Raw genomic sequence first — 23,846 nt, forward strand, 5'->3', positions numbered from 1 at the left:
AACGCTCAGCGTTGGCTACCTAATGCCCGGCTCAATGCCAGCAGCCACAGCAGTTGTTCGTTGGAGTCAGTCGGGCAGGGGCTTTTCATCGTTATCGTCCTTGTAGTGTGATGGCCGTGCGGATCGCAGTCTGAAGCTGTTGGAGAAGCCGACCCGAAGAAAAGTTTCCATCACTCTGCCGGCACCAGACGCAAGGTAGTGCGAGCCGGTATCACCCCCATCTGGGCGCGCTGGTACTGCCCCTCGATATAGCCTTCAGCCTGATCCGAATAGTGCCGATCGAACGGCACACCACTCTGCCCGACCGGGTTGCTGGTCAACGCCTGCCCAGCGTCGGCGAAGTCGATCAGCCTCCGTGTCGATGGCCCATACGTCACCGGCCACGGCGCAGGCCCGATTTTCGCCGATAGGTTGTTGGGTACCTCGTGGGTGCCCGGCGCGGCAAACGGGCCGACGTTGAACAGCAGGTTCATCGGCTTTTTAACACCCAGTGGATGGTTGTGCGTCAGGGTATGCGCCTTGCCCCATTGCCAGCTGGCCGGGTCTTTGCCAAAGGTTTCGCGCAGGTGCTCGAGGGTTTGCTGCCAGGCGATGCGCACGATGGCGGTGCGGTCGGTACGTTGGTTGGCACCGCGCGTGTTCCACCACGGTGATTGCGCGTCCGCCGCCAAGCGTGGCAGTGCAGAGTCGATGGTGCGGGTACTGATGAGCACCGGGAACCAGGTATCGCCCAGCTCGTCATGCAGCGCGGCATGTGCCAACTGGTAGAGAAACTGGTTGAACAGTGTGGCGTTGGTCGAGTCCAGCGGGTGATCTCCGCGCCAGGCGGCCAGTTGCTCTACCAGCTCTTTTTCCTCATCGCCCAGGGCGATGTCGCGCAGCGTCGCAAGCAGGGGCGCCAGGGTACGTGGGCCGTAGTCGTTGGCGGTGTCCAGTTGCAGCGCCTGGCTGTTCTGGGTATCCCACTTCACCTGCGGGTTGGCTAAGTGGCGCTCCAGCTGGCGGCCCCGGTCCGGCAAGTTGTAGTAGCCCGGTATCGGTACCGCCGCTGGCGGCTGGTAGTTCGCTGAAACGATGTAACCGCTGGCCGGGTTTTCCTGCTGTGGGTTGACGCTGAAAGGGTAAAAACCCAGCTTGTCGGCCTGGTGGCTCGCGCCATCGAGGATGAACGACGGGTTGACGTCATCCGGGCGGATTGGTAGTTGCGCCGCAGCCCACCAACCAATATCGCCACCTGCACTGGCCCAGACGAAGTTGAGCCCCGGCGCCTGAACCTTGGCCGCCGCCTCGCGCATCTTGGCAAGGGAGTCGGCACGGTTGAGCTGATAGAAGCCTTCGAGGATCGGATTCTCGGTTTCCAGAAAGGCCCACCACATCGCGATTGGCGTGGTGCCGGCGGTCGCGCCAAGCACGTCGTTGACGATCGGCCCGTGGGGTGAGCGGCGCAGGCTGATGCTGACCGGCTGCTCGCCTTTGACGGCGATTCTCTGCTCAGTCTTTTCCAGTGTTCGCCATTGGCCCTGGACCATGACCTGATCGCTGTTGGTCGGGTTGGTCTTTTCCGCAATCAGGTCGACATCGTCGTTCTGGAACATGGTCAGGCTCCAGCCGAAGTCGCGATTGTGACCGAGCAGCGCGAACGGGTTCAGCGCCTGGAAGTAGCCGTACAGGTTGAACCCTGGCGCCGACAGCTCGGCCTCGTACCAGACGGCCGGCACCGCGAAGCTGATGTGCGGATCGCCGGCCAGCAGCGGCTTGCCGCTGCGGGTACGGCCGCCGGCCACTGCCCAGGCGTTGCTGCCTTCGAATTGGGGAATGCCGGCATCGCCAAGGGCTTCGTGGCTGAGGCGGGCGAGGGCTTCAAGGCCCTGCCAATCGGCCGTCGCCAGCGGGGTTCCCAGCGCGCCGTCAGGTTGCCAGTCGAGGTCGAAAATCTTCAGGTACTGCGGCCCGAGCTGGTCGCGGATATAGGTCAACGCAGGCTCGGTGCGGAACGCGGCGGCAAAACTGTAGGCCAGGTACCCGGCAATGCTCAGGGTATCTTCAGCGGTGAACGGCCTGGGCGTGATGCCTATAAGGTCGAACTCCATGGGTTTGGGGTGGCTCGCCTGCCAGGCGTTGATGCCATCGAGGTAGGCTTGCAAGGCCTTCCACGCGGGGGATTGGTGGTCCAGGCGCTGAACCATCAGCGCCGCCTGATCACGGATACGCAGGCTGCGGAACAGGGTATCGGTGGGCAGCAGCTTGTCACCCAACACCTCGGCCAGCTCACCGCGGGCCAGGCGGCGCATGATTTCCATCTGGAACAATCGGTCCTGGGCATGCACGTAGCCGAGGGCGCGGTACAAGTCTGCTTCGTTCTGCGCCTGCAGGTGCGGCACCCCGCGGGTGTCATAGCGCACACTGACTGGGGCCTGCAGGCCGGCTACCGCTACCTCGCCGTCACGCTGCGGCAGTTTACCGTGCACGTACCAGTAACCGGCACCGGTGGCCACGGCCACTACCACGGCCAACAGGGTCAGGCTGCGCTTCATTGAGGCTCCTTGTGCATTCGAGCGGAAATTGTGGTCCGATCTTCGGCGGATTCGCGCAAAGAGCATAGCCCTCGACAGGAGTTTCCATGTCCCTCAGCGAAAAACAGAAAATGCTTAGTGGCCAGCTCTACCATGCCGGCTGCCCCGAACTACAGGCCGAGCAAATCGCCACCAAGCACTGGATGCAGCGTTACAACACCAGCTTCGACCTGCTTAACGAAGCCCGCAACGGCCTGCTTGCCGAGCACTTCGGCCATGTGGGCGAAGGCACGGTCATTCGCCCACCGTTCTATTGCGACTACGGCTACAACATCAGCGTCGGGCGCAATACCTTCATGAATTTCAACTGCGTGATCCTGGACGTGCTGCCGGTGCGTATCGGCGATGATTGCCAGATTGGCCCGGCGGTGCAGATCTACACCGCCGATCACCCGCTCGACCCTGAACTGCGGCGCACCGGGCTGGAGAGCGGACGGCCGGTGACTATCGGTAACAATGTGTGGATCGGTGGCGCGGCAATCATCCTGCCCGGGGTGACCATTGGCGATAACGCAGTGGTTGGTGCGGGCAGTGTGGTGACCCGCGATGTGCCGGCAGGCGCGGTAGTGGTCGGTAACCCGGCGCGCGCGCGTCAGCCGGCCCAAGGGCAATAGCAGCCGACGGCCAGCGTGTTCGATGCGGTGACGTGGCGGCCATCGAGCAGGGCCTTTAGGATCGGCTCGATGAAGCTGTTGCTGGCGTTGCACACCGCGCCTTCGCTGTAGGGGCCGAAGTAAGCGAGGTTGCCTTGGCGGTCCCAGATCGCTACGGCCGGAGAGGCGGGCAGGTTTTCACTGCCGGGCAGATGGGTGATGGGCTGCAGGCGGGTGAGGTTGGCCGGCAGCCGGCCTTGGCTGCCGGGCTTTTGCACGACGTGGAATGCCACGCCCTTGTCTGCGAAGTGGCTGAGCAGGTCACCCAGGTGCTGCTGGTTGCCGACATTGCATGGGCAGGTCGGGTCCCAGAAGTGTACTACGCGCACAGGGCCGGGGCCGGCGAGCTCGGCGGGCAGGCGTAGCTGGGTGCCGTCGAACAGCGTGGTCTGGCTTTCGAACGGGCGCAGGTAGCGGGACTTAAAGCTGTCGTATGCCCACCAGAGCACGGCGGCGCATGAGAGCAGTGCAATGGCTAAAATTATCGGCTTGATTGTTCGATTTTTCATGGCCCATCCGCAGCCCTTTGAGGAGCGGCATTGTTGATTCAAAAGTGGCCAAGCTTGCCACGGCGCAGCCAAGAGCTGAATATCCCGGATCAATACTCGCTTCGCTGTGGATGTACCCGATGCCTGCCGCTTTTCACCCCGACCGCCTGCGCGCCAGCCTCGCGCCCCTTGGCAAACGCCAACCCTTGTCCGTTCAGGCGCAGGATTATCAGCGCTTCTACGGCTTGAACCTGCCAGCGCAGAGCTGGCTGGGCGGTTTTCAGGCGGCGGGTTTCGAGCTGGCGGGGCAGGTCTGGCTACCTTCGCAGCCCGTGGCGACACTGTTTCTGCTGCATGGCTATTACGACCACATGGGCCTCTACCGCCACGTGATCGAATGGGCACTGCAACAGGGTTATGCAGTGATCAGTTGCGACCTGCCTGGCCATGGCCTGTCCAGTGGCGAGCGCGCCAGCATCACTGATTTCGCACTCTATCAGCAGGTGCTCGATGCCTTGTTCGAGCAGGCGCGCAGCCTTGCTTTGCCGTGCCCGTGGCACTTGTGCGGGCAAAGCACTGGTGGCGCCATTGCCGTCGATCATCTGCTGCACCAGGGGGTACAGAGCCCGGTTGATGGCCAGGTGATCCTGCTTGCGCCGCTCGTGCGCCCACGTGCCTGGCTGTGGTCGAAACTCAGTTATCGAGTGTTGCGTCACTTCGTCAATGGCATTGAGCGGCGCTTCAGCGAGAACAGCAACGACCCGACGTTCCTACCGTTTCTGGAGGCCGACCCGCTGCAGCCTCGGCGCCTGCCGACAGCCTGGGTCGGCGCGCTGATGGCCTGGGTCAAGCGGATCGAGGCCGCGCCGTGCAGTGCGCGGCGACCGTTGATCGTTCAGGGGGAGGCTGACGGCACGGTGGACTGGCCCTACAACCTCGAAGTGCTCAAGGCCAAGTTTGCTGAGCCACAGATCCTGCTGCTGCCCGAAGCCCGTCACCACCTGGCCAATGAACTGCCGGGCATCCGTCAGCGCTATTTCGACTTCATCAACCAGCGCTTGGGCTGACTACTTGAGGTTCGCGCCGTTCTGGCCGACTGCCAGGCCGGCGCGCACCGCTGCCACTGCGGCCTGGTAGTACGCTTTGCCTTCAGGTGACTCGGCGAAAGTGGCGAACTCTTCCAGCTCGGCGTCGGAAAGGTCGCGGTAGACGTAAAGCAACGTGTTGTTGAGGTCTTCGCCAATCTGGTTCATCAGCCGCTGGCGCTGGCCATCGAGCAGGCCTTGGGCCTGGCCGCCGCCGAACAGACCGGGGATCATCGAGCTGAGGCTGTCGGCCGCCACGCCGGCGATAGCCAGGCTAACCTCGGCACCGGCTTCGCGGGCCGGGAGGGCCTGAGCCAGGTGTCCGATGATCAACAGACGGTTATCGCTGGCCTGAATTTTCGGCAAGCCCTTGGCGTGCTTGGCCAGCTGGTCCTTGCGCGTGGCCAGCAGTTCGGCGGCGACGATCTTGCGCCCCAGCGGTGACTGGAAAAAGGCCAGCGCCGGCGCAGGGTCGGGCAGGGCGCTGCGCAATTGTGCCTGGGCACGGCGGTCCATGGCCGCTGCCTGGAAGCGCTGGTTGCTGTTGCTGACCAGAGCCTGGTAAACCGCAGGCGGCAGGCTGTTGCGGTAGCGCTGCTGGGCGGCGCTCACGGCATCATTGAAATGGGCGCGCTGGTCGGGCCAACCGGCGGCCTTGTAGAGCTGATCAAGGCTGTCTGCCCAGACAGGCATGGTGCAGATCATCAGCAGAATCAGGGAAAACAGACGGCGCATTCAGGACTCCTGTCGGCAGGTGGCTATTGTCCTTGGCTCGGCGCCGGTTTGTCGAGATAGGGGCGTAATTCTCGGCCAAGTGGCGCTGTGCGAGTGCATGGCTAATGGATATGATGCGCGCCATGCATATCTCCCCTGAACACCCGATGCTTGCGGCCGTCGTTGACGATCTGGCCTCCCATGGCTGGTCGCAGCAGGCCCTTTTCCTGCCGGCTGAGCTGGTGCGTGCGCTTGCGGCCGAGTGTCGGCGCCGTGATGCCGAAGGCCAGCTCAACCCTGCCGGGGTGGGGCGCGGTGTGGCCCAGGAAGTGCGCGAGGCGATCCGTGGGGACCAGATCCAGTGGGTCGACCCGGGGCAGGCCGAGGCTTGCGACAAATACCTGGAAGCCATGGACCAGCTGCGTCTGGCAATCAACCAGGGCCTGTTCCTTGGCCTTGAAGAGTTCGAGTGTCACTTCGCCCTATACCCGCCAGGTGCGTTCTACCGTCGCCACCTGGACCGTTTTCGCGACGACGACCGGCGCATGGTCTCGGCTGTGCTTTACCTCAATGAAGACTGGCAGCCGCAGGATGGTGGCCAGTTGCGCATGTTCCTGGCTGACGCTGTCGAGCATGACGTGCAGCCCGTTGCCGGCTGTCTGGTGGTGTTTCTATCGGGTGAAGTGCCTCACGAAGTCTTGCCAGCGGGGCGTGAGCGGCTTTCGTTGACGGGTTGGTTCCGGCGCCGTGGCAATGACCCGTTCTGACCCGCCCAAGGTGCTGGTCAGCGCCTGCCTGCTGGGACAGCCGGTGCGTTATGACGGGCGGGCCAGCGGCCATCCTGATCTGTTGCAGCGCTGGCAGGCTGAAGGGCGTGTAGTGCCGTTGTGCCCGGAGGTGGCCGGCGGCCTGCCCACACCGCGCCCGCCCGCGGAGATCCCGGGCGGGCAGGGCGGCGAGGTGCTCGACGGGGCGGCGCAGGTGCTGACGGTGAATGGCGAGGACGTAAGCGCGGCCTTTCTTGCCGGTGCCCAGCAGGCGCTGGCGCTGGTGCGTCGGCATGGCATCCGGGTGGCTGTGCTTAAGGCGGGCAGCCCTTCGTGTGGCAACCGCTTGACCTACGATGGCACGTTCGCTGGGGTGAAGGTGCCAGGGCAGGGGGTGACCACCGCACTGCTGCGGCGGGAGGGAGTGCTGGTGTTCAGTGAGCTGGAGCTGGAAGAGGCCCAGCGAACGCTGGCTGGGTTGTCAGCGTAGTTTGGTGCTGGCCCTTTCGCGAGGTTACCCGCGAAAAAGCTGGTGCAGGCAATAAGTGACTCACTGCCCGGTAGCCGTCTCCGGCACACCCTTGAACCACTTCTGCTCAAGCTCCGCTGTACGGCCGCTGTCCTTGAGGCGCTGCAGCGCGTTGTTCACCGCACTCTCGAACGCCGGGTTGTCTTTCTGGAACGGGATGACCAGCTTCCTCTCGCCAAAAGGCTGGCTCAGATCAAACGGCGTATCGGCCTTGGGAGCATTGTCCGATGGGGTCACAGTGATGTCGTATTTGCCACTTTCAACACCCGGCAGTATCTCGGCCACAGGCGTTTCAATGAACTCGACACGCAGGTCCAGTTGTTTGGCCAGCTCTTGGCCGAATTCGATTTCAAACCCCGTCAGATGGTCGTTTTGCTTGAAGGCATACGGCGAGTTGTCGGCCTGTACGGCAATGCGCAGTTCGCCCCGGTCGGCGATTTCGTCTATCAGCTCGGCTTGAGCCAATGGCGTGATCAGTACTGCCAGCAGTACACCCATGGTCGAACGCATCTAATGCCCCTTTTCTTTGGCAAATGAATAACTGTCGCCACGACTTTCTTCCTCGTCGTGGTCGAGCGCAGCCTATGACCTTGAAGCCTTGGCGAGGTTTAACCCTAACTGAATTTTTTCTCTTTGTGGGCTATGGTGAACTTCCGCCGCCGTTCGTTTGCAGGTTGCGGTCAATAAGTGAATCACAGGAGAAGTGAATGAACAGCCTATTTTCGCGTGCTGCCGTAGCCGGTCTGCTGATGGGGGCCTCGGTACTGGTCAGCGCTGCGGATGCGCTGAAGAGCCAGGAGCCGCCCAAGGATGCCAAGGTCTTCATCGTTTCCCCCGCCGACGGCGCAACGGTCGACAAGACCTTCACCGTCAAGTTTGGCATCGAAGGCATGGGGCTCAAGCCTGCGGGTGACCAGACCCCGCACACGGGCCACCACCACCTGCTGGTGGATGTGGACAAGGAGCCTGTTGCCGATCAGCCATTGCCGACCAGCCTGATGCCGGAAGGCGGGGCAGCGCTGCCTGCCGGCCCGCAGGTGCTGCACTTCGGCAAGGCCCAGACCGAGACCACCCTTACCCTGACGCCGGGCAAGCACACCCTGCAGCTGGTGCTGGGTGACCAGTATCACGTGCCGTTCAAGCCAAGCGTTGAGTCGAAGAAGATCACGGTTGAAGTGAAGTAAGCCGAGCCATTACGCAGCCCTTAAGCTGGCAAGTCGATCCCTACTGGCATCGTGGTGTGAGCTGGCTTGTTGGCGAAACAAAAAAAGGGAGGCCACCAAGGCCTCCCTTTTTTCATACCGCAATTACGCTCAGAACAGTACGCGCGAGCGGATGGTGCCCTTGACGTGCTGCAGCTTCTCTTGCGCAAGGTCCGAGTACTCGGCGTCAACGTCGATTACCACGTAACCCACTTTCTCGTTGGTCTGCAGGAACTGACCGGAGATGTTGATACCGTTCTCGGCGAAGACTTTGTTGATCTCGCTGAGCACGCCCGGAATGTTTTCGTGGATGTGCAGCAGGCGATGCTTGCCCGGGTGCGCCGGCAGGGCGACTTCCGGGAAGTTGACCGACGATACCGAGGTGCCGTTGTCGCTGTACTTGACCAGCTTCTCGGCCACTTCCAGGCCGATGTTGGCTTGGGCCTCGGCGGTGGAGCCGCCGATGTGCGGGGTGAGGATCACGTTGTCCAGGCCGCGCAGCGGGCTTTCGAACTCTTCATCGTTGGAGCGTGGCTCGACCGGGAACACGTCGATGGCGGCGCCGATCAGGTGCTTGTCCTTGATGGCTGCGGCCAGGTGGTCCAGTTCTACCACGGTGCCACGGGCGGCGTTGATCAGGATCGAGCCCTTCTTCATCGCGCGGATTTCTCTCTCGCCGATCATCCACTGGGTGGATGGCAGCTCAGGCACGTGCAGCGAGACGATGTCGGCCAGGCCCAGCAGTTCGTGCAGGCTGGTGACTTGTACGGCGTTGCCCAGTGGCAGCTTGGTCAGCGGGTCGTAGAAGTAGACCTGCATGCCCAGGCTCTCGGCCAGTACCGACAGCTGGGTACCGATCGAGCCATAGCCGACGATGCCCAGCTTCTTGCCGCGGATTTCGAACGAGTTGGCCGCGCTCTTGATCCAGCCGCCACGGTGGCAGGAGGCGTTTTTCTCGGGGATGCCGCGCAACAGCAGGATGGCTTCGGCCAGTACCAGTTCCGCCACCGAACGGGTGTTGGAGTATGGCGCGTTGAACACGGCAATGCCGCGCTCGCGTGCAGCGTCCAGGTCGACCTGGTTGGTGCCGATGCAGAAGCAACCGACGGCGACCAGTTTCTTGGCACAGTCGAAGATCTCTTCGGTCAGCTGGGTACGCGAACGGATGCCGATGAAGTGCGCATCAGCGATCTTTTCCTTGAGTTCTGCTTCCGGCAGCGAGCCAGTGAGGTACTCAATGTTGGTGTACCCGGCGGCCTTGAGGGTATCCACCGCGTTCTGGTGCACCCCTTCAAGAAGAAGGAACCTGATCTTGCTCTTGTCGAGAGAAGTCTTGCTCATCTGCGTAAACCTGTATCCCGGAGAAAAAATGGCGAGAAGTGATGCTAGGCGCAGCGCGGGCCTTAGCACGAACAGCGGGGGCGCTATGCTAGCATACGCGACACAATCTGAGCTTATCCCGACAGGTGAAGAGTACTCAGGGTGACTATGAATAAGTCGAGAGTTCCGGCGATGACGCACCCCGCGGTAATTGATGAACTGATGACCTTGGTAGACCCTGGCAAGGTCCTGACCGATGCCGTTTCCCTAGAAGCGTACGGCAAGGACTGGACCAAGCATTTTCCGCCCGCACCCACAGCAATCGTGTTCCCCAAAAGCGTGGAACAGGTTCAGGCCATCGTTGGCTGGGCCAATCGCCATCAGGTGGCGCTGGTGCCTTCCGGCGGTCGGACCGGGCTCTCCGCCGGTGCCGTGGCAGCCAATGGTGAAGTGGTAGTCGCCTTCGACTACATGAACCAGATTCTCGATTTCAATGCCTTCGACCGCACGGTGGTCTGCCAGCCAGGGGTCATTACTCGCCAGCTGCAGGCATTCGCCGAAGAACAGGGGCTTTATTACCCGGTGGATTTCGCCTCGAGTGGCTCCAGCCAGATTGGCGGCAACATCGGCACAAACGCAGGCGGCATCAAGGTCATTCGCTACGGCATGACCCGTAACTGGGTTGCTGGCCTGAAAGTTGTCACTGGCAAGGGCGAGTTGCTCGAGCTGAACAAGGACCTCATCAAGAACGCCACGGGCTATGACCTGCGCCAGTTGTTCATCGGCGCCGAAGGTACCCTGGGTTTCGTGGTCGAGGCCACCATGCGCCTGGACCGCGCCCCACGCAACCTAACCGCGATGGTGCTGGGCACGCCAGACTTCGATTCGATCATGCCGGTGTTGCATGCCTTCCAGGGCAAGCTTGACCTCACGGCATTCGAGTTTTTCTCCGACAAGGGCCTGGCCAAGATCATGGCACGTGGCGATGTACCTGCGCCGTTCGCCACCGACTGCCCGTTCTATGCCCTACTGGAGTTCGAGGCCAGCACCGAGGAGGTGGCCAACGATGCGCTAGCCACCTTCGAGCACTGCGTCGAGCAAGGCTGGGTAATAGACGGGGTGATGAGCCAGAGCGAAGCTCAACTGAAAAACCTTTGGAAGTTGCGCGAGTACCTGTCCGAAACAATCTCCCACTGGACGCCGTACAAGAACGACATTTCGGTCACGGTCTCCAAGGTGCCGGCATTCCTGCGCGACATCGATGCCATCGTCAGCCAGCACTATCCCGACTATGAGGTGGTCTGGTACGGGCACATCGGCGACGGCAACCTGCACCTGAACATCCTCAAGCCCGAGTCCATGAGCAAAGACGATTTCTTCGCTTCATGCACCAAGGTCAACAAGTGGGTGTTCGAGATCGTCCAGCGCTATAACGGCTCGATCTCCGCCGAGCACGGTGTGGGCATGACCAAGCGCGATTACCTTGGCTATAGCCGCTCACCACAGGAAATCGCCTGCATGAAGGCGATAAAGGCCGTCTTCGACCCTAACGGCATCATGAATCCGGGTAAGATCTTCGCTCCTGAATAAAAGCAGTAATCAAAGGAGTCGGCCATGAGTTACCAGCACCAGTACGTAGACGGCACCCGTATCCACTTCCCGCTGGGCAAGGTGGTGTGCGTTGGCCGCAACTATGCCGAGCACGCCAAGGAACTGGGCAATCCCATTCCGACCGAGCCGTTGCTGTTCATCAAGCCGGGCAGTTGCGTGGTGCCGCTGGAGGGTGGTTTCAAGATTCCTACCGACCGTGGTTCGGTGCATTACGAAGCCGAAATCGCGGTGTTGCTGGGCAAGCCGCTGTCGGCACATCCATCTGAAGAGGAAGTGCTGGATGCCATCTCCGGCTTTGCCCCGGCGCTGGACCTGACCCTGCGTGACGTGCAGGCTAAGCTCAAGGAAAAGGGCATGCCGTGGGAGACTTGCAAGAGCTTCGACGGTGCCTGCGTACTGCCGCCTTTCGTCGCTGCCGGCACGTTCGAAGACCTGGCCGACATCCCGGTGCGCCTGACCATCAATGGTGACGTTCGCCAGGACGGTAACAGCGCGATGATGCTCAACCCGATCGTGCCGATCATCCAGCACATGGCCTCGCACTTTTCGCTGCTGCCGGGGGATGTGATCCTGACCGGGACCCCGGCAGGCGTCGGCCCCTTCGAAGTGGGTGATGAGCTGGTGCTGGAGTTGCCGGGCGTCAGCCGCTTCGAAAGCCGGGTGCTCTGAGCAGAGACTGCGTCGCCCGCGAAGCGGGCGCGCGTTTTACCGTTTTTTTCACAACCTATCTGGATAATGCGCGAATCTCCGCCTATTTACCCAGGAATACTCTGTATGGCCCTGTCTTCCAGCGCTTCCGTATCCCCCAAGCGTCGCTTCTACCTGCGCTGGCCGTTCGGCCTGGCCGTAGCTGCGGTGATCGGCTACGGCGTGGCCGTGGCGATGCACTGGGATGACCGCGGCCGACTGTGGGTCCAGGAAGGCTTCGAGAGCAGCGCCGAGCGCAGCGAAAGCGTCTGGTTGCCGGACTATAAGGTCGATATCGATGCCAAGCCTATGCCGGGCATGGAAGATGATGAAGCCTCGGACGTAGCGTTCAATCCGCATACCCGCACGCTGTTTGTGGTCATGGGCAAGAACCCGTTCCTGGTCGAGCTGAGCCTGGATGGTGATGTGCTGAGGCAGATCCCATTGCAGGGGTGGAACAACCCCGAAGGGGTTGCCGTGCTGGAAGATGGCCGCTTGGCCATTACCGATGAACGTCTGCACGATCTGACCGTGGTCAAGGTGGATGCGCAAACCAAGTCGCTGAACCATGCAGATTTTCAGAGCCACGACCTGGGCGAGTCGGTGAAAAGCAACAAAGGCTTCGAAGCTGTGGCATGGGACCCGATGCGCCAGCGTCTGGTGATCGGCGAGGAGCGGCCGCCAAAGCTCTATACCTGGAGCACCGATGGGCGCAGCCCGCTCAAAGGTGACAAGCAGCCGCTGGCCAGCAACGAACTGGACCTGCGCAACCTCTCAGCCTTGAGCGTCGACCCGCGTACGGGCCACCTTTTGGTGCTGTCGGCGGACTCCAACATGCTGCTGGAGCTCGACGAGCAAGGTCAGCAGGTGAGTTTCATGACCTTGCTGGGCGGTTTCAACGGCCTCAAGGACACCATTCCGCGTGCTGAAGGGGTGGCGATGGACGATCAGGGCAACCTGTACATGGTCAGTGAGCCGGCGCTGTTCTATCGGTTCAAGAAAAACTGACGGCCATTTCAGATTTTTCGCATGCTGGCATTAAGCTTTACTTCAGTTGTTCGTGGTTAGATTCGTCATCCTCAAACCGAGTCTGCCCTATGCGTCGCTATGTTCGTCTGCCCCTGGTCCTGGCTGTCATTGGCCTGCTCGCCGTGCTCTTGCTGGGCGTGGCGGAGCAGCAGTTCCGTTTGCTCGAGCGTGGCTGGTTCAACTTCAAGACCTGGTGGCAGCCCGCTGAGCAAAGCATGGGCCTGGATCGCTATCGGGTAGTGACCGAGGCGCAGCCTATAGACGGGCTGGACGATGATGTTTCGGCACTGACTTACGACCCCGACCGCAAGACCCTGTTCACGGTGACCAACAAGCGGTCCGAACTGATCGAGTTGTCCCTCGACGGCCGTATCCTGCGGCGGGTGCCGTTGACCGGTTTCGGCGACCCCGAGGCGGTGGAATACGTAGGGCCCAACAGTTACGTGATCACCGATGAGCGCCAGCAACGGCTGATTCGCGTGCGCCTTGAGGACGACACAATGTTCCTGGATGCCAACGATGCCGAGCAGTTGAGCCTTGGTATCGGCCTGAACGGCAACAAGGGGTTCGAGGGGCTGGCCTATGACTCGGCGGGCAAACGCCTGTTCGTGGCCAAGGAGCGGGACCCGATGGTGATCTACGAAATTCACGGTTTTCCCCATGAAAACCCGGAGCAGCCTTATGCAGTGCATGTGGTGCAGGACCGCAAGCGTGATGCGCGGCTGTTCGTGAGGGATCTGTCGAGCCTGCAGTTCGACGAGCGCAGCGGGCATCTGCTGGCGCTGTCGGATGAATCACGCCTGGTGCTGGAGCTGGATGTGAAGGGTAAACCGCTGAGCACGCTGTCGCTGCGCAAGGGTTACCAAGGGCTGAAACAGACGGTGCCGCAGGCGGAGGGGATTGCCATGGATGAAGCGGGGACCATTTATCTGGTCAGTGAGCCGAACCTGTTCTATGTGTTCAAACAGCCATCGGATTGACCCGGCTTTTGAGCGTCATTGCCGGCAAGCCGACTCCCACAAGTTCTCCACTGCTGTGGATTGCCTGGGGGAGCCAGCTTGCCGGCAATGGCATCACTCGGCTTTCAGGCTCTTCACGCCTTCCGGGGTGCCCAGCAACAGCAAGTCTGCCGGCCGTGCGGCAAACAGGCCATTGGTCACCACGCCGACGATCGCATTGATCTGCGCTTCCAGCTCCACGGGGTTGGTGATCTGCAGGTTGTACACATCCAGGATCACGTTGCCGTTATCGGTGACCACACCCTCACGGTACACCGGGTCTCCGCCCAGCTTGACCAGTTGGCGCGCCACGTGGCTGCGGGCCATCGGGATGACCTCGACCGGCAGCGGGAAGGCGCCCAGCACCGGCACCAGCTTGCTGGCATCGGCGATGCAAATGAAGGTCTTGGCCACGGCCGCGACGATTTTCTCCCGCGTCAGTGCCGCGCCACCGCCTTTGATCAGGTTCAGGTGTGCGTCGCTCTCGTCGGCGCCGTCGACGTAGAACTCCAGCTCGCTGACGCTGTTCAGCTCATAGACCGGGATGCCATGGCCCTTCAGACGCTGTGCAGTGGCCTCGGAGCTGGCGACCGCGCCGTCGAACGCCGTCTTGTGCTGGGCCAAGGCGTCAATGAAGAAATTGGCAGTCGAACCGGTGCCGACGCCGACGACGCTCTTTTCATCCAGCTTGGGCAGAATGAAGTCGACAGCGGCCTGGGCGACGGCCTGTTTGAGTTGGTCCTGGGTCATGCGGGCTCCGGAAAGGGGCAGGGCGGTATGAAAGGAGGCTAGTATAACGGCTCGGGCGGCTTTGCTGTGGTCGCCCGACGTAGCGCTGGGGTAGACTCGCAGCCCTTGTCCCGCGGCCAGTGATGCTTTCCCGATGCTTGAACAGTACGTCAAGAAGATCCTCACCTCGCGCGTCTACGACGTCGCTGTCGAAACCCCGCTGCACAGCGCCGGGCAACTGAGCAAGCGCCTGGGCAACCAGATTTTGCTCAAGCGTGAAGACCTGCAGCCGGTGTTCTCCTTCAAGATCCGTGGGGCTTACAACAAGCTGGCGCAACTGAGCCCGGAAGAACTGGCGCGCGGCGTGGTCACCGCCTCGGCCGGCAACCATGCACAGGGGCTGGCCCTGGCAGCCCGCGAGCTGGGCATCAAGGCCACCATCGTGATGCCCAAGACCACCCCGGAGATCAAGATCGAAGGCGTACGCTCGCGTGGCGGCAAGGTGGTACTGCATGGCGACTCGTTCCCCGAGGCGCTGGCCTACTCGCTGAAACTGGTCGATGAAAAGGGCTTCGTCTATATCCATCCTTATGACGACCCGCACACCATTGCCGGGCAAGGCACCGTGGCAATGGAAATCCTGCGCCAGCACCCTGGCCGGCTGGATGCTATCTTCGTGCCGGTGGGCGGCGGTGGGCTGATCGCCGGCATCGCCGCCTACGTTAAATACCTTCGCCCTGAAATCAAGGTGATTGGCGTCGAGCCGGATGACTCCAATTGCCTGCAAGCGGCCATGGCCGCCGGGGAGCGCGTGGTGCTGCCGCAGGTCGGGCTGTTTGCCGATGGCGTGGCCGTGGCGCAGATCGGCCAGCATACCTTCGACATCTGCCGCTTGCATGTGGATGAAGTGGTTACCGTCAGTACTGACGAGATCTGCGCAGCAATCAAGGATATCTACGACGATACACGCTCTATCACCGAGCCTGCAGGCGCCTTGGGTGTTGCTGGGATCAAGAAGTATGTGGAGCTCAACGGTGTAACCGGGCAAACGCTGGTGGCCATTGACTCGGGTGCCAACGTCAACTTCGACCGCCTGCGTCACGTCGCCGAGCGTGCCGAGCTGGGCGAGAAACGCGAAGCGATTATCGCCGTGACCATTCCCGAGCGCCCGGGCAGCTTCAAGGCGTTCTGCGAGGCCATCGGCAAGCGCCAGATCACCGAATTCAACTACCGCAAGCACACATCTGACGAAGCCCATATCTTCGTTGGCGTGCAGACCCATCCGGAGAACGACCCGCGCGCTGCGTTGGTGCAGCAACTGACTGAGCAGGGCTTCCCGGTCACCGACCTTACTGACAACGAACTGGCCAAGATGCACATCCGCCACATGGTGGGTGGCCATTCGGCCGGCGCCCGCGACGAGATTGTGCTGCGCTTCGAATTCCCTGAGCGGCCTGGGGCGCTGTTCAACTTCCTCAACAAGCTGGGCGGGCGCTGGAACATCTCGATGTTCCACTACCGCAACCACGGTGCTGCCGATGGGCGTGTGGTGGCGGGGTTGCAGGTGCCTGAGGACGAGCGCCACCTGGTGCCGGCGGCGCTGGCCAAGATCGGATATCCGTACTGGGATGAGACAGACAATCCGGCTTACCGGCTGTTCCTGGGTTGAGCGACTAAGCTTGGCTAACCCTCCAAGGATGTGAAGACATGGAACACCTGACCACCCTCAAGGCCCTGCACCTCATTGCCACCGCCCTGTTATTGCTGGGCGCATTGGGCTTGGCGATCTGGACCGTACACGCCCGGCGCCAAGGTGACGCCCAAGTCTATGGCAAGCTGCTGAGTCGGCCTTTGGTGTTCGTCTGGCTGGTGATGGGCGTTAGCCTGCTGAGCATGCCGTTCACCGGTTGGTGGCTGGTTCACTTGGTAGGTTGGCCGCTGGGGCAGACCTGGGTGCTGGCGTCCAGCGTCATCTATACCCTCGGTGCGTTCGCCGCGTGGTGGCTGCTGGTGCGTCTGAACCGGCTGCGCAAGGCTGAGGTGGTGGGTTTGCGGTTTACCTTGGCCTTGGCGGTCTTCAGCGGTGTCTGCTTCCTGTCCATCGCCGGTTTGATGGGCGCCAAGCCGGTCTGAAGTTGACCGGGCCGCCCTGCAGCCCATCGCCGGCAAGCCAACTACTTACCTCGTGGGAGCTGGCTTGTCAGCGATGGGGCACAAGGCGGCTCCAAAAAGCGTCAATCCCTAAGCGAAATCACCGGCCATCCGCGCCGTTGAGCCTCCGCCTGCAGGTTAGGGTCCGGGTCCACCGCGACAGCATGTGACACCCGCTGCAACAGCGGCAAGTCATTCATGGAGTCGCTGTAGAAATAGCTGTCTTGCAGATCGAACCCGTTCTCCAGCATCCAGCGTTCCAGCCTCGTCACCTTGCCTTCACGGAAGCACGGTATATCAGTACTGCGCCCGGTATAGCGGCCATCGCGTGTTTCGCATTCGGTCGCCAATAGCGTGCGAACGCCCAGGCGGCGGGCAATCGGCGCTGTGACGAAACGGTTGGTGGCGGTGATGATCACCAGTTGGTCGCCTGCCTCACGGTGTTGCTGCAGCAGGGCCAGGGCTTTGGGCAGGATGATCGGCTCGATGCAGTCGTGCATGAACTCGCGGTGCCATTGGTCGAGTTGGGCGGGTTCGGTGGCTGCGAGAATTTCCATGGAAAAGGCCAGGTAGGCCTGCAGATCGAGGGTGCCGTTCAGGTAATCCTGATAGAAGTCATCGTTACGTTTTTTGTACGCGATCGGGTCAAGAATCCCCCGTTCGCACAGGTAATCACCCCACGCGTGGTCACTGTCGCCACCGAGGAGGGTATTGTCCAGGTCGAATAAAGCCAGGCGCATTGCGGTTACTCGCGTCAGCCATAGGGTAGGCCCGCAGAATACGGAGTTTTGACCTCGCTGCACATAAGCGTGGCGGGCGCGTTGCTGCGCTCGCAGGCTTTGTGGAACAATGCGGTGACATGCGTTTGCGAGGTTGCTGCCGTGATCGACCCGGATGGTTTTCGCCCAAATGTCGGGATCATTCTCACGAATGATGCCGGGCAGGTGCTATGGGCTCGGCGGATCAACCAGGATGCCTGGCAATTCCCTCAGGGTGGTATCAACCCTGACGAGACGCCGGAAGATGCCCTGTACCGCGAGCTGAACGAAGAAGTTGGCCTTGAACGCGATGATGTGGAAATTCTTGCCTGCACCCGCGGCTGGTTGCGTTATCGTTTACCCCAGCGTCTGGTACGTACCCACAGCCAACCGCTGTGTATCGGCCAGAAGCAGAAATGGTTTTTACTGCGCCTGGTGAGCAATGAGCAACGGGTGCGGATGGACCTGACCGGCAAGCCCGAATTCGATGGCTGGCGCTGGGTCAGCTATTGGTACCCGCTGGGCCAGGTGGTGACCTTCAAGCGTGAAGTGTATCGCCGCGCCCTGAAAGAGCTAGCACCGCGTCTTTTGACGCGCGACTGACGACGGAGTTCGACCCCGAGCCATGCTCAATACGCTGCGCAAGATCGTCCAGGAAGTGAACTCCGCCAAAGATCTCAAGACGGCGTTGGGGATCATTGTCTTGCGCGTCAAGGAGGCCATGGGCAGCCAGGTCTGCTCGGTCTACCTGCTCGACCCAGAAACCAACCGCTTCGTGCTGATGGCCAGCGAAGGCCTCAACAAGCGTTCCATCGGCAAGGTCAGCATGGCCCCCAACGAAGGCCTGGTTGGCCTGGTCGGTACCCGGGAAGAGCCGCTGAACCTCGAAAACGCCGCTGATCATCCACGTTACCGCTACTTCGCTGAGACGGGCGAGGAGCGTTTCGCTTCCTTCCTGGGTGCACCGATCATCCACCACCGTCGTGTGGTCGGCGTGCTGGTCATTCAGCAGAAAGAACGCCGCCAGTTCGACGAGGGTGAAGAAGCTTTCCTGGTCACCATGAGTGCTCAGCTCGCCGGAGTTATCGCTCACGCCGAGGCCACCGGCTCGATTCGTGGCCTGGGCCGCCAGGGCAAGGGCATCCAGGAAGCTCGCTTCGTCGGCGTGCCAGGCTCGCCGGGTGCTGCCGTCGGGCGTGCCGTGGTCATGTTGCCACCTGCCGACCTTGAGGTGGTGCCGGACAAGACGGTCGAAGACATCGACGCTGAACTCAAACTGTTCCACAACGCCCTTGAGGGCGTGCGCGCCGACATGCGCAAGCTTTCGGCCAAGCTGGCCACCCAGCTGCGCCCGGAAGAACGCGCGCTGTTCGACGTGTACCTGATGATGCTTGAGGACGCCGCCCTGGGCGGTGAGGTGACTGACGTCATCAAGACCGGCCAGTGGGCCCAGGGCGCCTTGCGCCAGGTGGTCGGCGAGCACGTAAACCGGTTCGAGCTGATGGACGACGACTACCTGCGCGAACGCGCCTCGGACGTCAAAGACCTCGGTCGCCGCCTGCTGGCCTACCTCCAGCAAGCCCGTTCGCAATCGCTGGTGTATGCCGACAACACCATCCTGGTCAGCGAGGAGCTGACGCCGGCGATGCTGGGTGAGGTGCCGGAAGGCAAGCTGGTAGGCCTGGTCTCGGTGCTGGGCTCGGGCAACTCCCACGTCGCCATCCTGGCCCGTGCCATGGGTATCCCGACGGTGATGGGCCTGGTCGACCTGCCGTATTCCAAGGTCGATGGTATCGAGCTGATCGTCGATGGCTACAAGGGCGAGGTGTTCACCAACCCCAGCGACGTGCTGCGCAAGCAATACAGCGAGGTGGTCGAAGAAGAGCGTCAGCTGGCCCAGGGCCTGGATGCGTTGCGCGAACTGCCGTGCGTCACCCCGGACGGTCATCGCATGCCGCTGTGGGTCAATACCGGCCTGCTTGCCGACGTGGCCCGTGCCCAGCAGCGGGGCGCCGAAGGGGTGGGCCTGTACCGCACAGAAGTGCCGTTCATGATCAACCAGCGCTTCCCCAGCGAAAAAGAGCAGTTGGCCATCTATCGAGAGCAGTTGGCGGCGTTTCACCCGCTGCCTGTGACCATGCGTACCCTCGACATCGGTGGGGACAAAGCACTGTCGTACTTCCCGATCAAGGAAGAAAACCCGTTCCTGGGGTGGCGCGGCATTCGCGTGACCCTCGACCACCCGGAAATCTTCCTGGTCCAGACCCGCGCCATGCTCAAGGCCAGCGAAGGCCTGAACAACCTGCGCATTCTGCTGCCGATGATCTCCGGCATTCACGAACTGGAAGAGGCGCTGCACCTGATTCACCGCGCCTGGGGCGAGGTGCGTGACGAAGGCACGGACGTGCCCATGCCACCGGTTGGGGTGATGGTCGAGATCCCGGCGGCGGTGTACCAGACCAAAGAGCTGGCGCGTCAGGTGGATTTCCTGTCGGTAGGCTCCAACGACCTGACCCAGTACCTGCTGGCAGTGGACCGCAACAACCCGCGGGTTGCCGACCTGTACGACTATCTGCACCCTGCAGTGCTACAAGCCTTGAACACTGTGGTGCGTGATGCTCATGGCGAGGGCAAGCCAGTCAGTATCTGCGGCGAGATGGCCGGTGATCCGGCAGCAGCGGTCCTGTTGATGGCCATGGGCTTCGACAGCTTGTCGATGAACGCCACCAACCTGCCGAAGGTGAAGTGGATGCTGCGTCAGATCAACATGAGCAAGGCCAAGGAGCTGCTGGCCGATGCCCTGAGCCATGACAACCCGCAGGTCATCCACAGCTCGTTGCAATTGGCGCTGAAGAACCTGGGGCTGGCGCGGATGATCGGGCCAGAGGCCAACAAGACCTTGTGAATTCTGGGGCCGCTTTGCGGCCCTTTCGCGACACAAGGCCGCTCCTACAGGCGACGCGACCCTTGTAGGAGCGGCCTTGTGTCGCGAAAGGGCTGCAAAGCAGCCCCATGGCCCTCAAACCCAAAGCTCAACCTCCCCCAAGTGCCCCCCAAAAGGCCCGAAACTGCGCTCGATAAGCCGTCTTTTACCCTGATCATCCACGATCAGCACCGTACTGGCCCGCGTCCCATAATTCTGGCTGGCAATAAACACACTCGACAGCAGCTTCTCTGTCGCCACCCCCACGCCAGTTTCCGGCAGCTCCGCCTCAGGAGCCGTCTCACCATCGGCCAGCAACGCCATCAAACGCTGTGGGTCTGCTGACCCCAGTAACCGTTCCAGCCCGTCGCGCGCCTTGACCAGCTTGGGCCACGGCGTGTCCAGCCCGGCATTGGAAAGCCCATACACACCAGCCGCCAGCAAGCGCGGCGCCGCTTCTCGAGCGTGCAGATACCCCAGGCGCACACCATCGCCAACCAGCAGGTTGAACCCCGAATACTGTTTGCTGCGGCTGGCGACCTGGTCCAGATATGCCTCGACCCCAAGTTCACCCTGCAGGTATGCCGCCACCAGCTCGCCGCGCGAGCGGGAGCCCAACGGCTGCCCTGGGTCGCGAATATTGGTCAGGGCGGCGAACCGCCCCCGCGGCCCCACGCCAAGCCAGGTACCGCCGGCCTCCAGGTCACGCCCGGCATGCACGCCGGGCGCATCTTCCCAGTGTGCCAGCGCCTGAGTGGGCCGGGCATAGAACTCGTCGCGGTTGGCCGCCACGATCAACGGCAGGGCATGCCCTGGCCGCCAGGCGAATACGATCAGGCACATAGGTTGGGCCTCTGTGTTTTTTGCCACTCTACCCACTGCGGCGGCGCCGATCCATCCTGTCACAGAGTTCACTAGAGCCCCGAGCCCGGCTTCCGTTACCATGCCGGATTGTTTTTTCGGGGACGACGAATGGAGTTCGCACTCTATCTGCTTCTGGGCGCCTGTGCCGGCGTGCTTGCCGGGCTGTTTGGCGTGGGCGGCGGCATCATCATCGTGCCGGTGCTGGTGTTCAGCTTCACCCTGCAAGGCTTCGACGCTTCGGTGCTCACTCACCTGGCAGTCGGTACCTCGCTGGCAACCATCGTCTTCACTTCGATCAATGCCGTGCTCGAGCACCATCGCCGGGGTGCGGTGCAGTGGCCGATCTTCGCCTGGATGACCGTGGGTATCCTGCTGGGCGCCGGGGTGGGCGCCAAGACGGCTTCGCTTATCCAGGGCCCGCTGTTGCAGAAAATCATCGGCGTATTCGCCCTGATCATTGCCGCGCAAATGGCACTGGACCTCAAACCCAAGGCCAGCCGCGGCATTCCCGGCAAGCCCGCACTGATCGGCGCCGGTGGCGTGATCGGTTGGGCCTCGGCAATCTTCGGGATCGGCGGTGGTTCGTTGACCGTGCCATTCCTGACCTGGCGCAGCCTGCCGATGCAGCAGGCGGTGGCCACGTCTTCGGCCTGCGGCCTGCCGATTGCCGTGGCCAGCGCCCTGAGTTTCATGTGGCTGGGTTGGCACGATGAGCATCTGCCAGCCCATAGCGTGGGCTTCGTGTACCTGCCAGCGCTGGTCGGCATTGCCGTGACCAGTATGTTTTTCGCCCGCTTCGGCGCGCGGCTGGCGCACAAGTTGTCGCCCCGTCTGCTCAAGCGTTTGTTCGCCGCGCTGCTGTTTAGCGTAGGTCTGAGCTTTTTGATTTGAAACCAGAGGAATATCCATGCTGCCTTACCCGCAGATAGACCCCGTGGCCGTTGCGCTCGGGCCGCTGAAAATCCATTGGTACGGCCTGATGTACCTGATCGGCATTGGCGGCGCGTGGCTGCTCGCCTCACGCCGGCTCAACCGCTTCGACCCCACCTGGTCGCGCGAAAAGCTTTCTGACCTGGTGTTCTGGTTGTCGATGGGGGTTATCGTCGGCGGACGCTTGGGTTATGTGCTGTTCTACGACCTGCACGCCTACCTGGCCAACCCGACACTGATCTTCGAGGTATGGAAGGGGGGAATGTCGTTCCACGGCGGCTTCATCGGCGTCATGCTGGCAGCCTTGTGGTTCGGCAAGCGCAACAACAAGTCGTTCTTCGAACTGATGGACTTCGTCGCACCGCTGGTGCCGATTGGCCTGGGGGCAGGGCGTATCGGCAACTTCATCAATGCCGAATTGTGGGGCAAGGCCACCGATGTACCTTGGGCAATGGTCTTCCCGCCGTTCAGCGACCCTGCTCAGTTGCCCCGTCATCCGTCGCAGCTGTACCAGTTTGCCCTGGAAGGTGTGGCATTATTCGTGATTCTCTGGTTGTACTCGCGCAAACCGCGCCCGACCATGGCCGTTTCCGGTATGTTCGCGCTGTTCTACGGCATTTTCCGCTTTATCGTGGAGTTTGTACGGGTGCCCGACGCCCAGCTTGGCTACATCGCCTTTGGCTGGTTGACCATGGGTCAATTACTCTGCGTGCCGATGATCGTCGGTGGCCTGTTCTTGATCTGGTTGGCCTACAACCGCAAACCTACGGCAAAACCAGCCGTATGATTTTCACGGCAGGGGCGATCCCCCTGCCGTTCTTGTTACAGGAAAGTCATGAAACAGTATCTAGATCTGGTCCGCGACGTCATCGAAAACGGCACCCTGCAGGAAAACCGCACCGGCATCCGCACCATCAGCCTGCCGGGCGCCATGCTGCGTTTCGACCTGCAGAAGGGTTTCCCGGCCATCACCACGCGCAAGCTGGCGTTCAAGTCGGCAATCGGCGAGATGGTCGGTTTCCTGCGGGGCGTGAAAAACGCCGGTGAGTTCCGCGAGTTGGGCTGCAAGGTGTGGGATCAGAACGCCAACGAGAACGCCCAGTGGCTGGCCAACCCGTTCCGCCAGGGCCATGACGACCTCGGCGAGATCTACGGGGTGCAGTGGCGCCAGTGGCCGGGCTACAAGCGCATCCCGCTGAGCAACCCGGCAGCGATCGAAATGGCCGAAAAAGCTGGCTTTCGCAGGATTGCCCAGGACGAGGAAGATGGCCAGGCGTTCGTCGTCCTGTACAAGGCCATCGACCAGGTGCGTCAGTGCCTGGACACCATCGCCAACGACCCTGGCAGCCGACGCATCCTGTTCCATGGCTGGAACTGCGCGCAGCTGGACGAAATGGCGCTGCCGCCGTGCCATCTGCTGTACCAGTTCCACCCGAATGTCCAGACCAGGGAAATCTCCCTGACGCTCTACATCCGCTCCAATGACTTGGGCCTGGGCACGCCGTTCAACCTCACCGAAGGTGCGGCGCTGCTGTCGCTGTTCGGCCGCCTGACCGGATACACGCCACGCTGGTTCACGTACTTCATTGGCGATGCCCATGTGTACGAAAACCATCTGGACATGCTTAACGAGCAACTCAAGCGCGAGCCGCTGGAAGCGCCGAAGCTGGTGATCAGCGACCGCGTGCCTGCGTTCGCCGAGACGGGCAAGTACGAGCCAGAATGGCTGGAGAAGATCGAACCAAGCGATTTCAGCCTGGAAGGCTATGAGCACCATGCACCGATGACGGCGCCGATGGCGGTCTGATTTACTCAAATGCCGAGGGCTGCGCAGC

24 protein-coding genes are annotated in these 23,846 nt (G+C 61.8%); 16 read left to right on the plus strand and 8 right to left on the minus strand.

The features are described from left to right. Window positions 1–170: 170 nt before the first annotated feature. On the minus strand, window positions 171–2,534 hold the full coding sequence (locus JET17_RS01510; protein ID WP_012312248.1) for a penicillin acylase family protein: 2,364 nt from the start codon (window positions 2,532–2,534) through the stop codon (window positions 171–173). Between the two features lie 86 nt (window positions 2,535–2,620). Here JET17_RS01510 and JET17_RS01515 point away from each other — a divergent pair, with 86 nt between their 5' ends. After that, window positions 2,621–3,187 carry a sugar O-acetyltransferase gene (locus JET17_RS01515; RefSeq protein WP_012312249.1) on the plus strand — a complete coding sequence of 189 codons (567 nt, stop codon included), beginning with the start codon at window positions 2,621–2,623 and terminating at the stop codon, window positions 3,185–3,187. Here JET17_RS01515 and JET17_RS01520 read toward each other — a convergent pair. Beyond that, window positions 3,166–3,735: a DUF6436 domain-containing protein gene (locus JET17_RS01520; RefSeq protein ID WP_012312250.1), complete on the minus strand. Its 570-nt coding sequence runs from the start codon at window positions 3,733–3,735 to the stop codon at window positions 3,166–3,168. The genes JET17_RS01515 and JET17_RS01520 overlap by 22 nt on opposite strands. Window positions 3,736–3,854: 119 nt before the next feature. Between JET17_RS01520 and JET17_RS01525 the strand changes: the two genes are divergently transcribed. Further along, entirely contained in the window at window positions 3,855–4,781 is a 927-nt protein-coding gene (locus JET17_RS01525) for an alpha/beta hydrolase (RefSeq protein WP_012312251.1), read from the plus strand. Here the strand turns inward: JET17_RS01525 and JET17_RS01530 are convergent, their stop codons facing one another. Beyond that, complete coding sequence (locus JET17_RS01530) at window positions 4,782–5,534, minus strand: DUF2059 domain-containing protein (RefSeq protein ID WP_012312252.1); 753 nt, start codon at window positions 5,532–5,534, stop codon at window positions 4,782–4,784. It abuts the gene before it with no gap. A 113-nt stretch (window positions 5,535–5,647) separates the two neighbouring features. Here JET17_RS01530 and JET17_RS01535 point away from each other — a divergent pair, with 113 nt between their 5' ends. Beyond that, entirely contained in the window at window positions 5,648–6,280 is a 633-nt protein-coding gene (locus tag JET17_RS01535; RefSeq protein ID WP_042111860.1) for a 2OG-Fe(II) oxygenase, read from the plus strand. After that, a complete protein-coding gene (locus JET17_RS01540) occupies window positions 6,267–6,770 on the plus strand; it encodes a DUF523 domain-containing protein (RefSeq protein WP_012312254.1) in 504 nt (167 codons plus the stop codon). The genes JET17_RS01535 and JET17_RS01540 overlap by 14 nt, the downstream gene beginning before the upstream one ends. Before the next feature lie 60 nt (window positions 6,771–6,830). Here the strand turns inward: JET17_RS01540 and JET17_RS01545 are convergent, their stop codons facing one another. Then, window positions 6,831–7,319 (minus strand): transporter substrate-binding domain-containing protein, encoded by a 489-nt coding sequence (locus tag JET17_RS01545; protein ID WP_012312255.1) that lies wholly within the window; start codon window positions 7,317–7,319, stop codon window positions 6,831–6,833. 197 nt (window positions 7,320–7,516) lie between these two features. Here JET17_RS01545 and JET17_RS01550 point away from each other — a divergent pair, with 197 nt between their 5' ends. Next, window positions 7,517–7,993, plus strand: a complete 477-nt coding sequence (locus JET17_RS01550) for a DUF4399 domain-containing protein (RefSeq protein ID WP_012312256.1) — start codon at window positions 7,517–7,519, stop codon at window positions 7,991–7,993. A gap of 129 nt (window positions 7,994–8,122) precedes the next feature. On the opposite strand, the gene serA is transcribed toward JET17_RS01550, so the two are convergent. Next, complete coding sequence (gene serA, locus JET17_RS01555) at window positions 8,123–9,352, minus strand: phosphoglycerate dehydrogenase (RefSeq protein ID WP_012312257.1); 1,230 nt, start codon at window positions 9,350–9,352, stop codon at window positions 8,123–8,125. Between the two features lie 171 nt (window positions 9,353–9,523). Between serA and JET17_RS01560 the strand changes: the two genes are divergently transcribed. The 4 genes from JET17_RS01560 (at window position 9,524) to JET17_RS01575 (ending at window position 13,638) form a co-directional block, all read left to right on the plus strand. Then, a complete protein-coding gene (locus JET17_RS01560) occupies window positions 9,524–10,921 on the plus strand; it encodes an FAD-binding oxidoreductase (protein ID WP_042111074.1) in 1,398 nt (465 codons plus the stop codon). Between the two features lie 24 nt (window positions 10,922–10,945). Then, window positions 10,946–11,611: a fumarylacetoacetate hydrolase family protein gene (locus JET17_RS01565; RefSeq protein ID WP_012312259.1), complete on the plus strand. Its 666-nt coding sequence runs from the start codon at window positions 10,946–10,948 to the stop codon at window positions 11,609–11,611. Window positions 11,612–11,716: 105 nt separating this feature from the next. Then, window positions 11,717–12,637, plus strand: coding sequence for an SdiA-regulated domain-containing protein (locus JET17_RS01570; RefSeq protein ID WP_012312260.1), 921 nt, complete (start codon window positions 11,717–11,719; stop codon window positions 12,635–12,637). Between the two features lie 89 nt (window positions 12,638–12,726). Next, the gene (locus JET17_RS01575; protein WP_012312261.1) at window positions 12,727–13,638 is read left to right on the plus strand and encodes an SdiA-regulated domain-containing protein; all 912 of its coding nucleotides are present in this window, start codon (window positions 12,727–12,729) and stop codon (window positions 13,636–13,638) included. A gap of 93 nt (window positions 13,639–13,731) precedes the next feature. On the opposite strand, the gene rpiA is transcribed toward JET17_RS01575, so the two are convergent. Then, window positions 13,732–14,406, minus strand: a complete 675-nt coding sequence (rpiA, locus tag JET17_RS01580) for a ribose-5-phosphate isomerase RpiA (protein ID WP_012312262.1) — start codon at window positions 14,404–14,406, stop codon at window positions 13,732–13,734. Between the two features lie 133 nt (window positions 14,407–14,539). Between rpiA and ilvA the strand changes: the two genes are divergently transcribed. Both ilvA and JET17_RS01590 read left to right on the plus strand, forming a co-directional pair. Then, complete coding sequence (gene ilvA, locus JET17_RS01585; RefSeq protein WP_012312263.1) at window positions 14,540–16,054, plus strand: threonine ammonia-lyase, biosynthetic; 1,515 nt, start codon at window positions 14,540–14,542, stop codon at window positions 16,052–16,054. 38 nt (window positions 16,055–16,092) lie between these two features. Continuing rightward, window positions 16,093–16,518, plus strand: a complete 426-nt coding sequence (locus JET17_RS01590; RefSeq protein WP_012312264.1) for a DUF2269 family protein — start codon at window positions 16,093–16,095, stop codon at window positions 16,516–16,518. A gap of 101 nt (window positions 16,519–16,619) precedes the next feature. On the opposite strand, the gene JET17_RS01595 is transcribed toward JET17_RS01590, so the two are convergent. Then, on the minus strand, window positions 16,620–17,276 hold the full coding sequence (locus JET17_RS01595; protein ID WP_012312265.1) for an HAD family hydrolase: 657 nt from the start codon (window positions 17,274–17,276) through the stop codon (window positions 16,620–16,622). A gap of 141 nt (window positions 17,277–17,417) precedes the next feature. On the opposite strand from JET17_RS01595, the gene JET17_RS01600 reads away from it, so the two are divergent. Next, complete coding sequence (locus tag JET17_RS01600; protein ID WP_003249017.1) at window positions 17,418–17,897, plus strand: RNA pyrophosphohydrolase; 480 nt, start codon at window positions 17,418–17,420, stop codon at window positions 17,895–17,897. 22 nt (window positions 17,898–17,919) lie between these two features. Further along, window positions 17,920–20,199 (plus strand): phosphoenolpyruvate--protein phosphotransferase, encoded by a 2,280-nt coding sequence (gene ptsP, locus JET17_RS01605; protein ID WP_012312266.1) that lies wholly within the window; start codon window positions 17,920–17,922, stop codon window positions 20,197–20,199. 114 nt (window positions 20,200–20,313) lie between these two features. On the opposite strand, the gene JET17_RS01610 is transcribed toward ptsP, so the two are convergent. Then, window positions 20,314–21,060 carry an NRDE family protein gene (locus JET17_RS01610; RefSeq protein ID WP_012312267.1) on the minus strand — a complete coding sequence of 249 codons (747 nt, stop codon included), beginning with the start codon at window positions 21,058–21,060 and terminating at the stop codon, window positions 20,314–20,316. A gap of 129 nt (window positions 21,061–21,189) precedes the next feature. On the opposite strand from JET17_RS01610, the gene JET17_RS01615 reads away from it, so the two are divergent. Genes JET17_RS01615 through JET17_RS01625 form a run of 3 tightly spaced genes read left to right on the plus strand, consistent with a single transcriptional unit; the run spans window position 21,190 to window position 23,818 of the window. Further along, on the plus strand, window positions 21,190–21,972 hold the full coding sequence (locus JET17_RS01615) for a sulfite exporter TauE/SafE family protein (protein WP_012312268.1): 783 nt from the start codon (window positions 21,190–21,192) through the stop codon (window positions 21,970–21,972). 16 nt (window positions 21,973–21,988) lie between these two features. Beyond that, complete coding sequence (lgt, locus tag JET17_RS01620; protein ID WP_012312269.1) at window positions 21,989–22,798, plus strand: prolipoprotein diacylglyceryl transferase; 810 nt, start codon at window positions 21,989–21,991, stop codon at window positions 22,796–22,798. A gap of 48 nt (window positions 22,799–22,846) precedes the next feature. Beyond that, window positions 22,847–23,818, plus strand: coding sequence for a thymidylate synthase (locus JET17_RS01625; protein ID WP_012312270.1), 972 nt, complete (start codon window positions 22,847–22,849; stop codon window positions 23,816–23,818). Window positions 23,819–23,846 lie beyond the last annotated feature (28 nt).

The organism is Pseudomonas putida (assembly GCF_016406145.1).
Taxonomy (GTDB): domain Bacteria; phylum Pseudomonadota; class Gammaproteobacteria; order Pseudomonadales; family Pseudomonadaceae; genus Aquipseudomonas; species Aquipseudomonas putida_E.

What these genes read in the sequence shown, in the direction of transcription:
- JET17_RS01575 (WP_012312261.1), top strand. Translation starts at nt 12,727, where the DNA reads ATGCGTCGCTATGTTCGTCTGCCCCTGGTCCTGGCTGTCATTGGCCTG.
- JET17_RS01550 (WP_012312256.1), top strand. Translation starts at nt 7,517, where the DNA reads ATGAACAGCCTATTTTCGCGTGCTGCCGTAGCCGGTCTGCTGATGGGG.
- JET17_RS01510 (WP_012312248.1), bottom strand. Translation starts at nt 2,534, where the DNA reads ATGAAGCGCAGCCTGACCCTGTTGGCCGTGGTAGTGGCCGTGGCCACC.
- JET17_RS01525 (WP_012312251.1), top strand. Translation starts at nt 3,855, where the DNA reads ATGCCTGCCGCTTTTCACCCCGACCGCCTGCGCGCCAGCCTCGCGCCC.
- JET17_RS01595 (WP_012312265.1), bottom strand. Translation starts at nt 17,276, where the DNA reads ATGCGCCTGGCTTTATTCGACCTGGACAATACCCTCCTCGGTGGCGAC.
- JET17_RS01535 (WP_042111860.1), top strand. Translation starts at nt 5,648, where the DNA reads ATGCGCGCCATGCATATCTCCCCTGAACACCCGATGCTTGCGGCCGTC.
- JET17_RS01565 (WP_012312259.1), top strand. Translation starts at nt 10,946, where the DNA reads ATGAGTTACCAGCACCAGTACGTAGACGGCACCCGTATCCACTTCCCG.
- JET17_RS01615 (WP_012312268.1), top strand. Translation starts at nt 21,190, where the DNA reads ATGGAGTTCGCACTCTATCTGCTTCTGGGCGCCTGTGCCGGCGTGCTT.
- JET17_RS01545 (WP_012312255.1), bottom strand. Translation starts at nt 7,319, where the DNA reads ATGCGTTCGACCATGGGTGTACTGCTGGCAGTACTGATCACGCCATTG.
- JET17_RS01625 (WP_012312270.1), top strand. Translation starts at nt 22,847, where the DNA reads ATGAAACAGTATCTAGATCTGGTCCGCGACGTCATCGAAAACGGCACC.
- JET17_RS01515 (WP_012312249.1), top strand. Translation starts at nt 2,621, where the DNA reads ATGTCCCTCAGCGAAAAACAGAAAATGCTTAGTGGCCAGCTCTACCAT.
- rpiA (WP_012312262.1), bottom strand. Translation starts at nt 14,406, where the DNA reads ATGACCCAGGACCAACTCAAACAGGCCGTCGCCCAGGCCGCTGTCGAC.
- lgt (WP_012312269.1), top strand. Translation starts at nt 21,989, where the DNA reads ATGCTGCCTTACCCGCAGATAGACCCCGTGGCCGTTGCGCTCGGGCCG.
- JET17_RS01540 (WP_012312254.1), top strand. Translation starts at nt 6,267, where the DNA reads ATGACCCGTTCTGACCCGCCCAAGGTGCTGGTCAGCGCCTGCCTGCTG.
- ptsP (WP_012312266.1), top strand. Translation starts at nt 17,920, where the DNA reads ATGCTCAATACGCTGCGCAAGATCGTCCAGGAAGTGAACTCCGCCAAA.
- JET17_RS01560 (WP_042111074.1), top strand. Translation starts at nt 9,524, where the DNA reads ATGACGCACCCCGCGGTAATTGATGAACTGATGACCTTGGTAGACCCT.
- JET17_RS01530 (WP_012312252.1), bottom strand. Translation starts at nt 5,534, where the DNA reads ATGCGCCGTCTGTTTTCCCTGATTCTGCTGATGATCTGCACCATGCCT.
- JET17_RS01610 (WP_012312267.1), bottom strand. Translation starts at nt 21,060, where the DNA reads ATGTGCCTGATCGTATTCGCCTGGCGGCCAGGGCATGCCCTGCCGTTG.
- JET17_RS01590 (WP_012312264.1), top strand. Translation starts at nt 16,093, where the DNA reads ATGGAACACCTGACCACCCTCAAGGCCCTGCACCTCATTGCCACCGCC.
- JET17_RS01520 (WP_012312250.1), bottom strand. Translation starts at nt 3,735, where the DNA reads ATGAAAAATCGAACAATCAAGCCGATAATTTTAGCCATTGCACTGCTC.
- ilvA (WP_012312263.1), top strand. Translation starts at nt 14,540, where the DNA reads ATGCTTGAACAGTACGTCAAGAAGATCCTCACCTCGCGCGTCTACGAC.
- JET17_RS01570 (WP_012312260.1), top strand. Translation starts at nt 11,717, where the DNA reads ATGGCCCTGTCTTCCAGCGCTTCCGTATCCCCCAAGCGTCGCTTCTAC.
- serA (WP_012312257.1), bottom strand. Translation starts at nt 9,352, where the DNA reads ATGAGCAAGACTTCTCTCGACAAGAGCAAGATCAGGTTCCTTCTTCTT.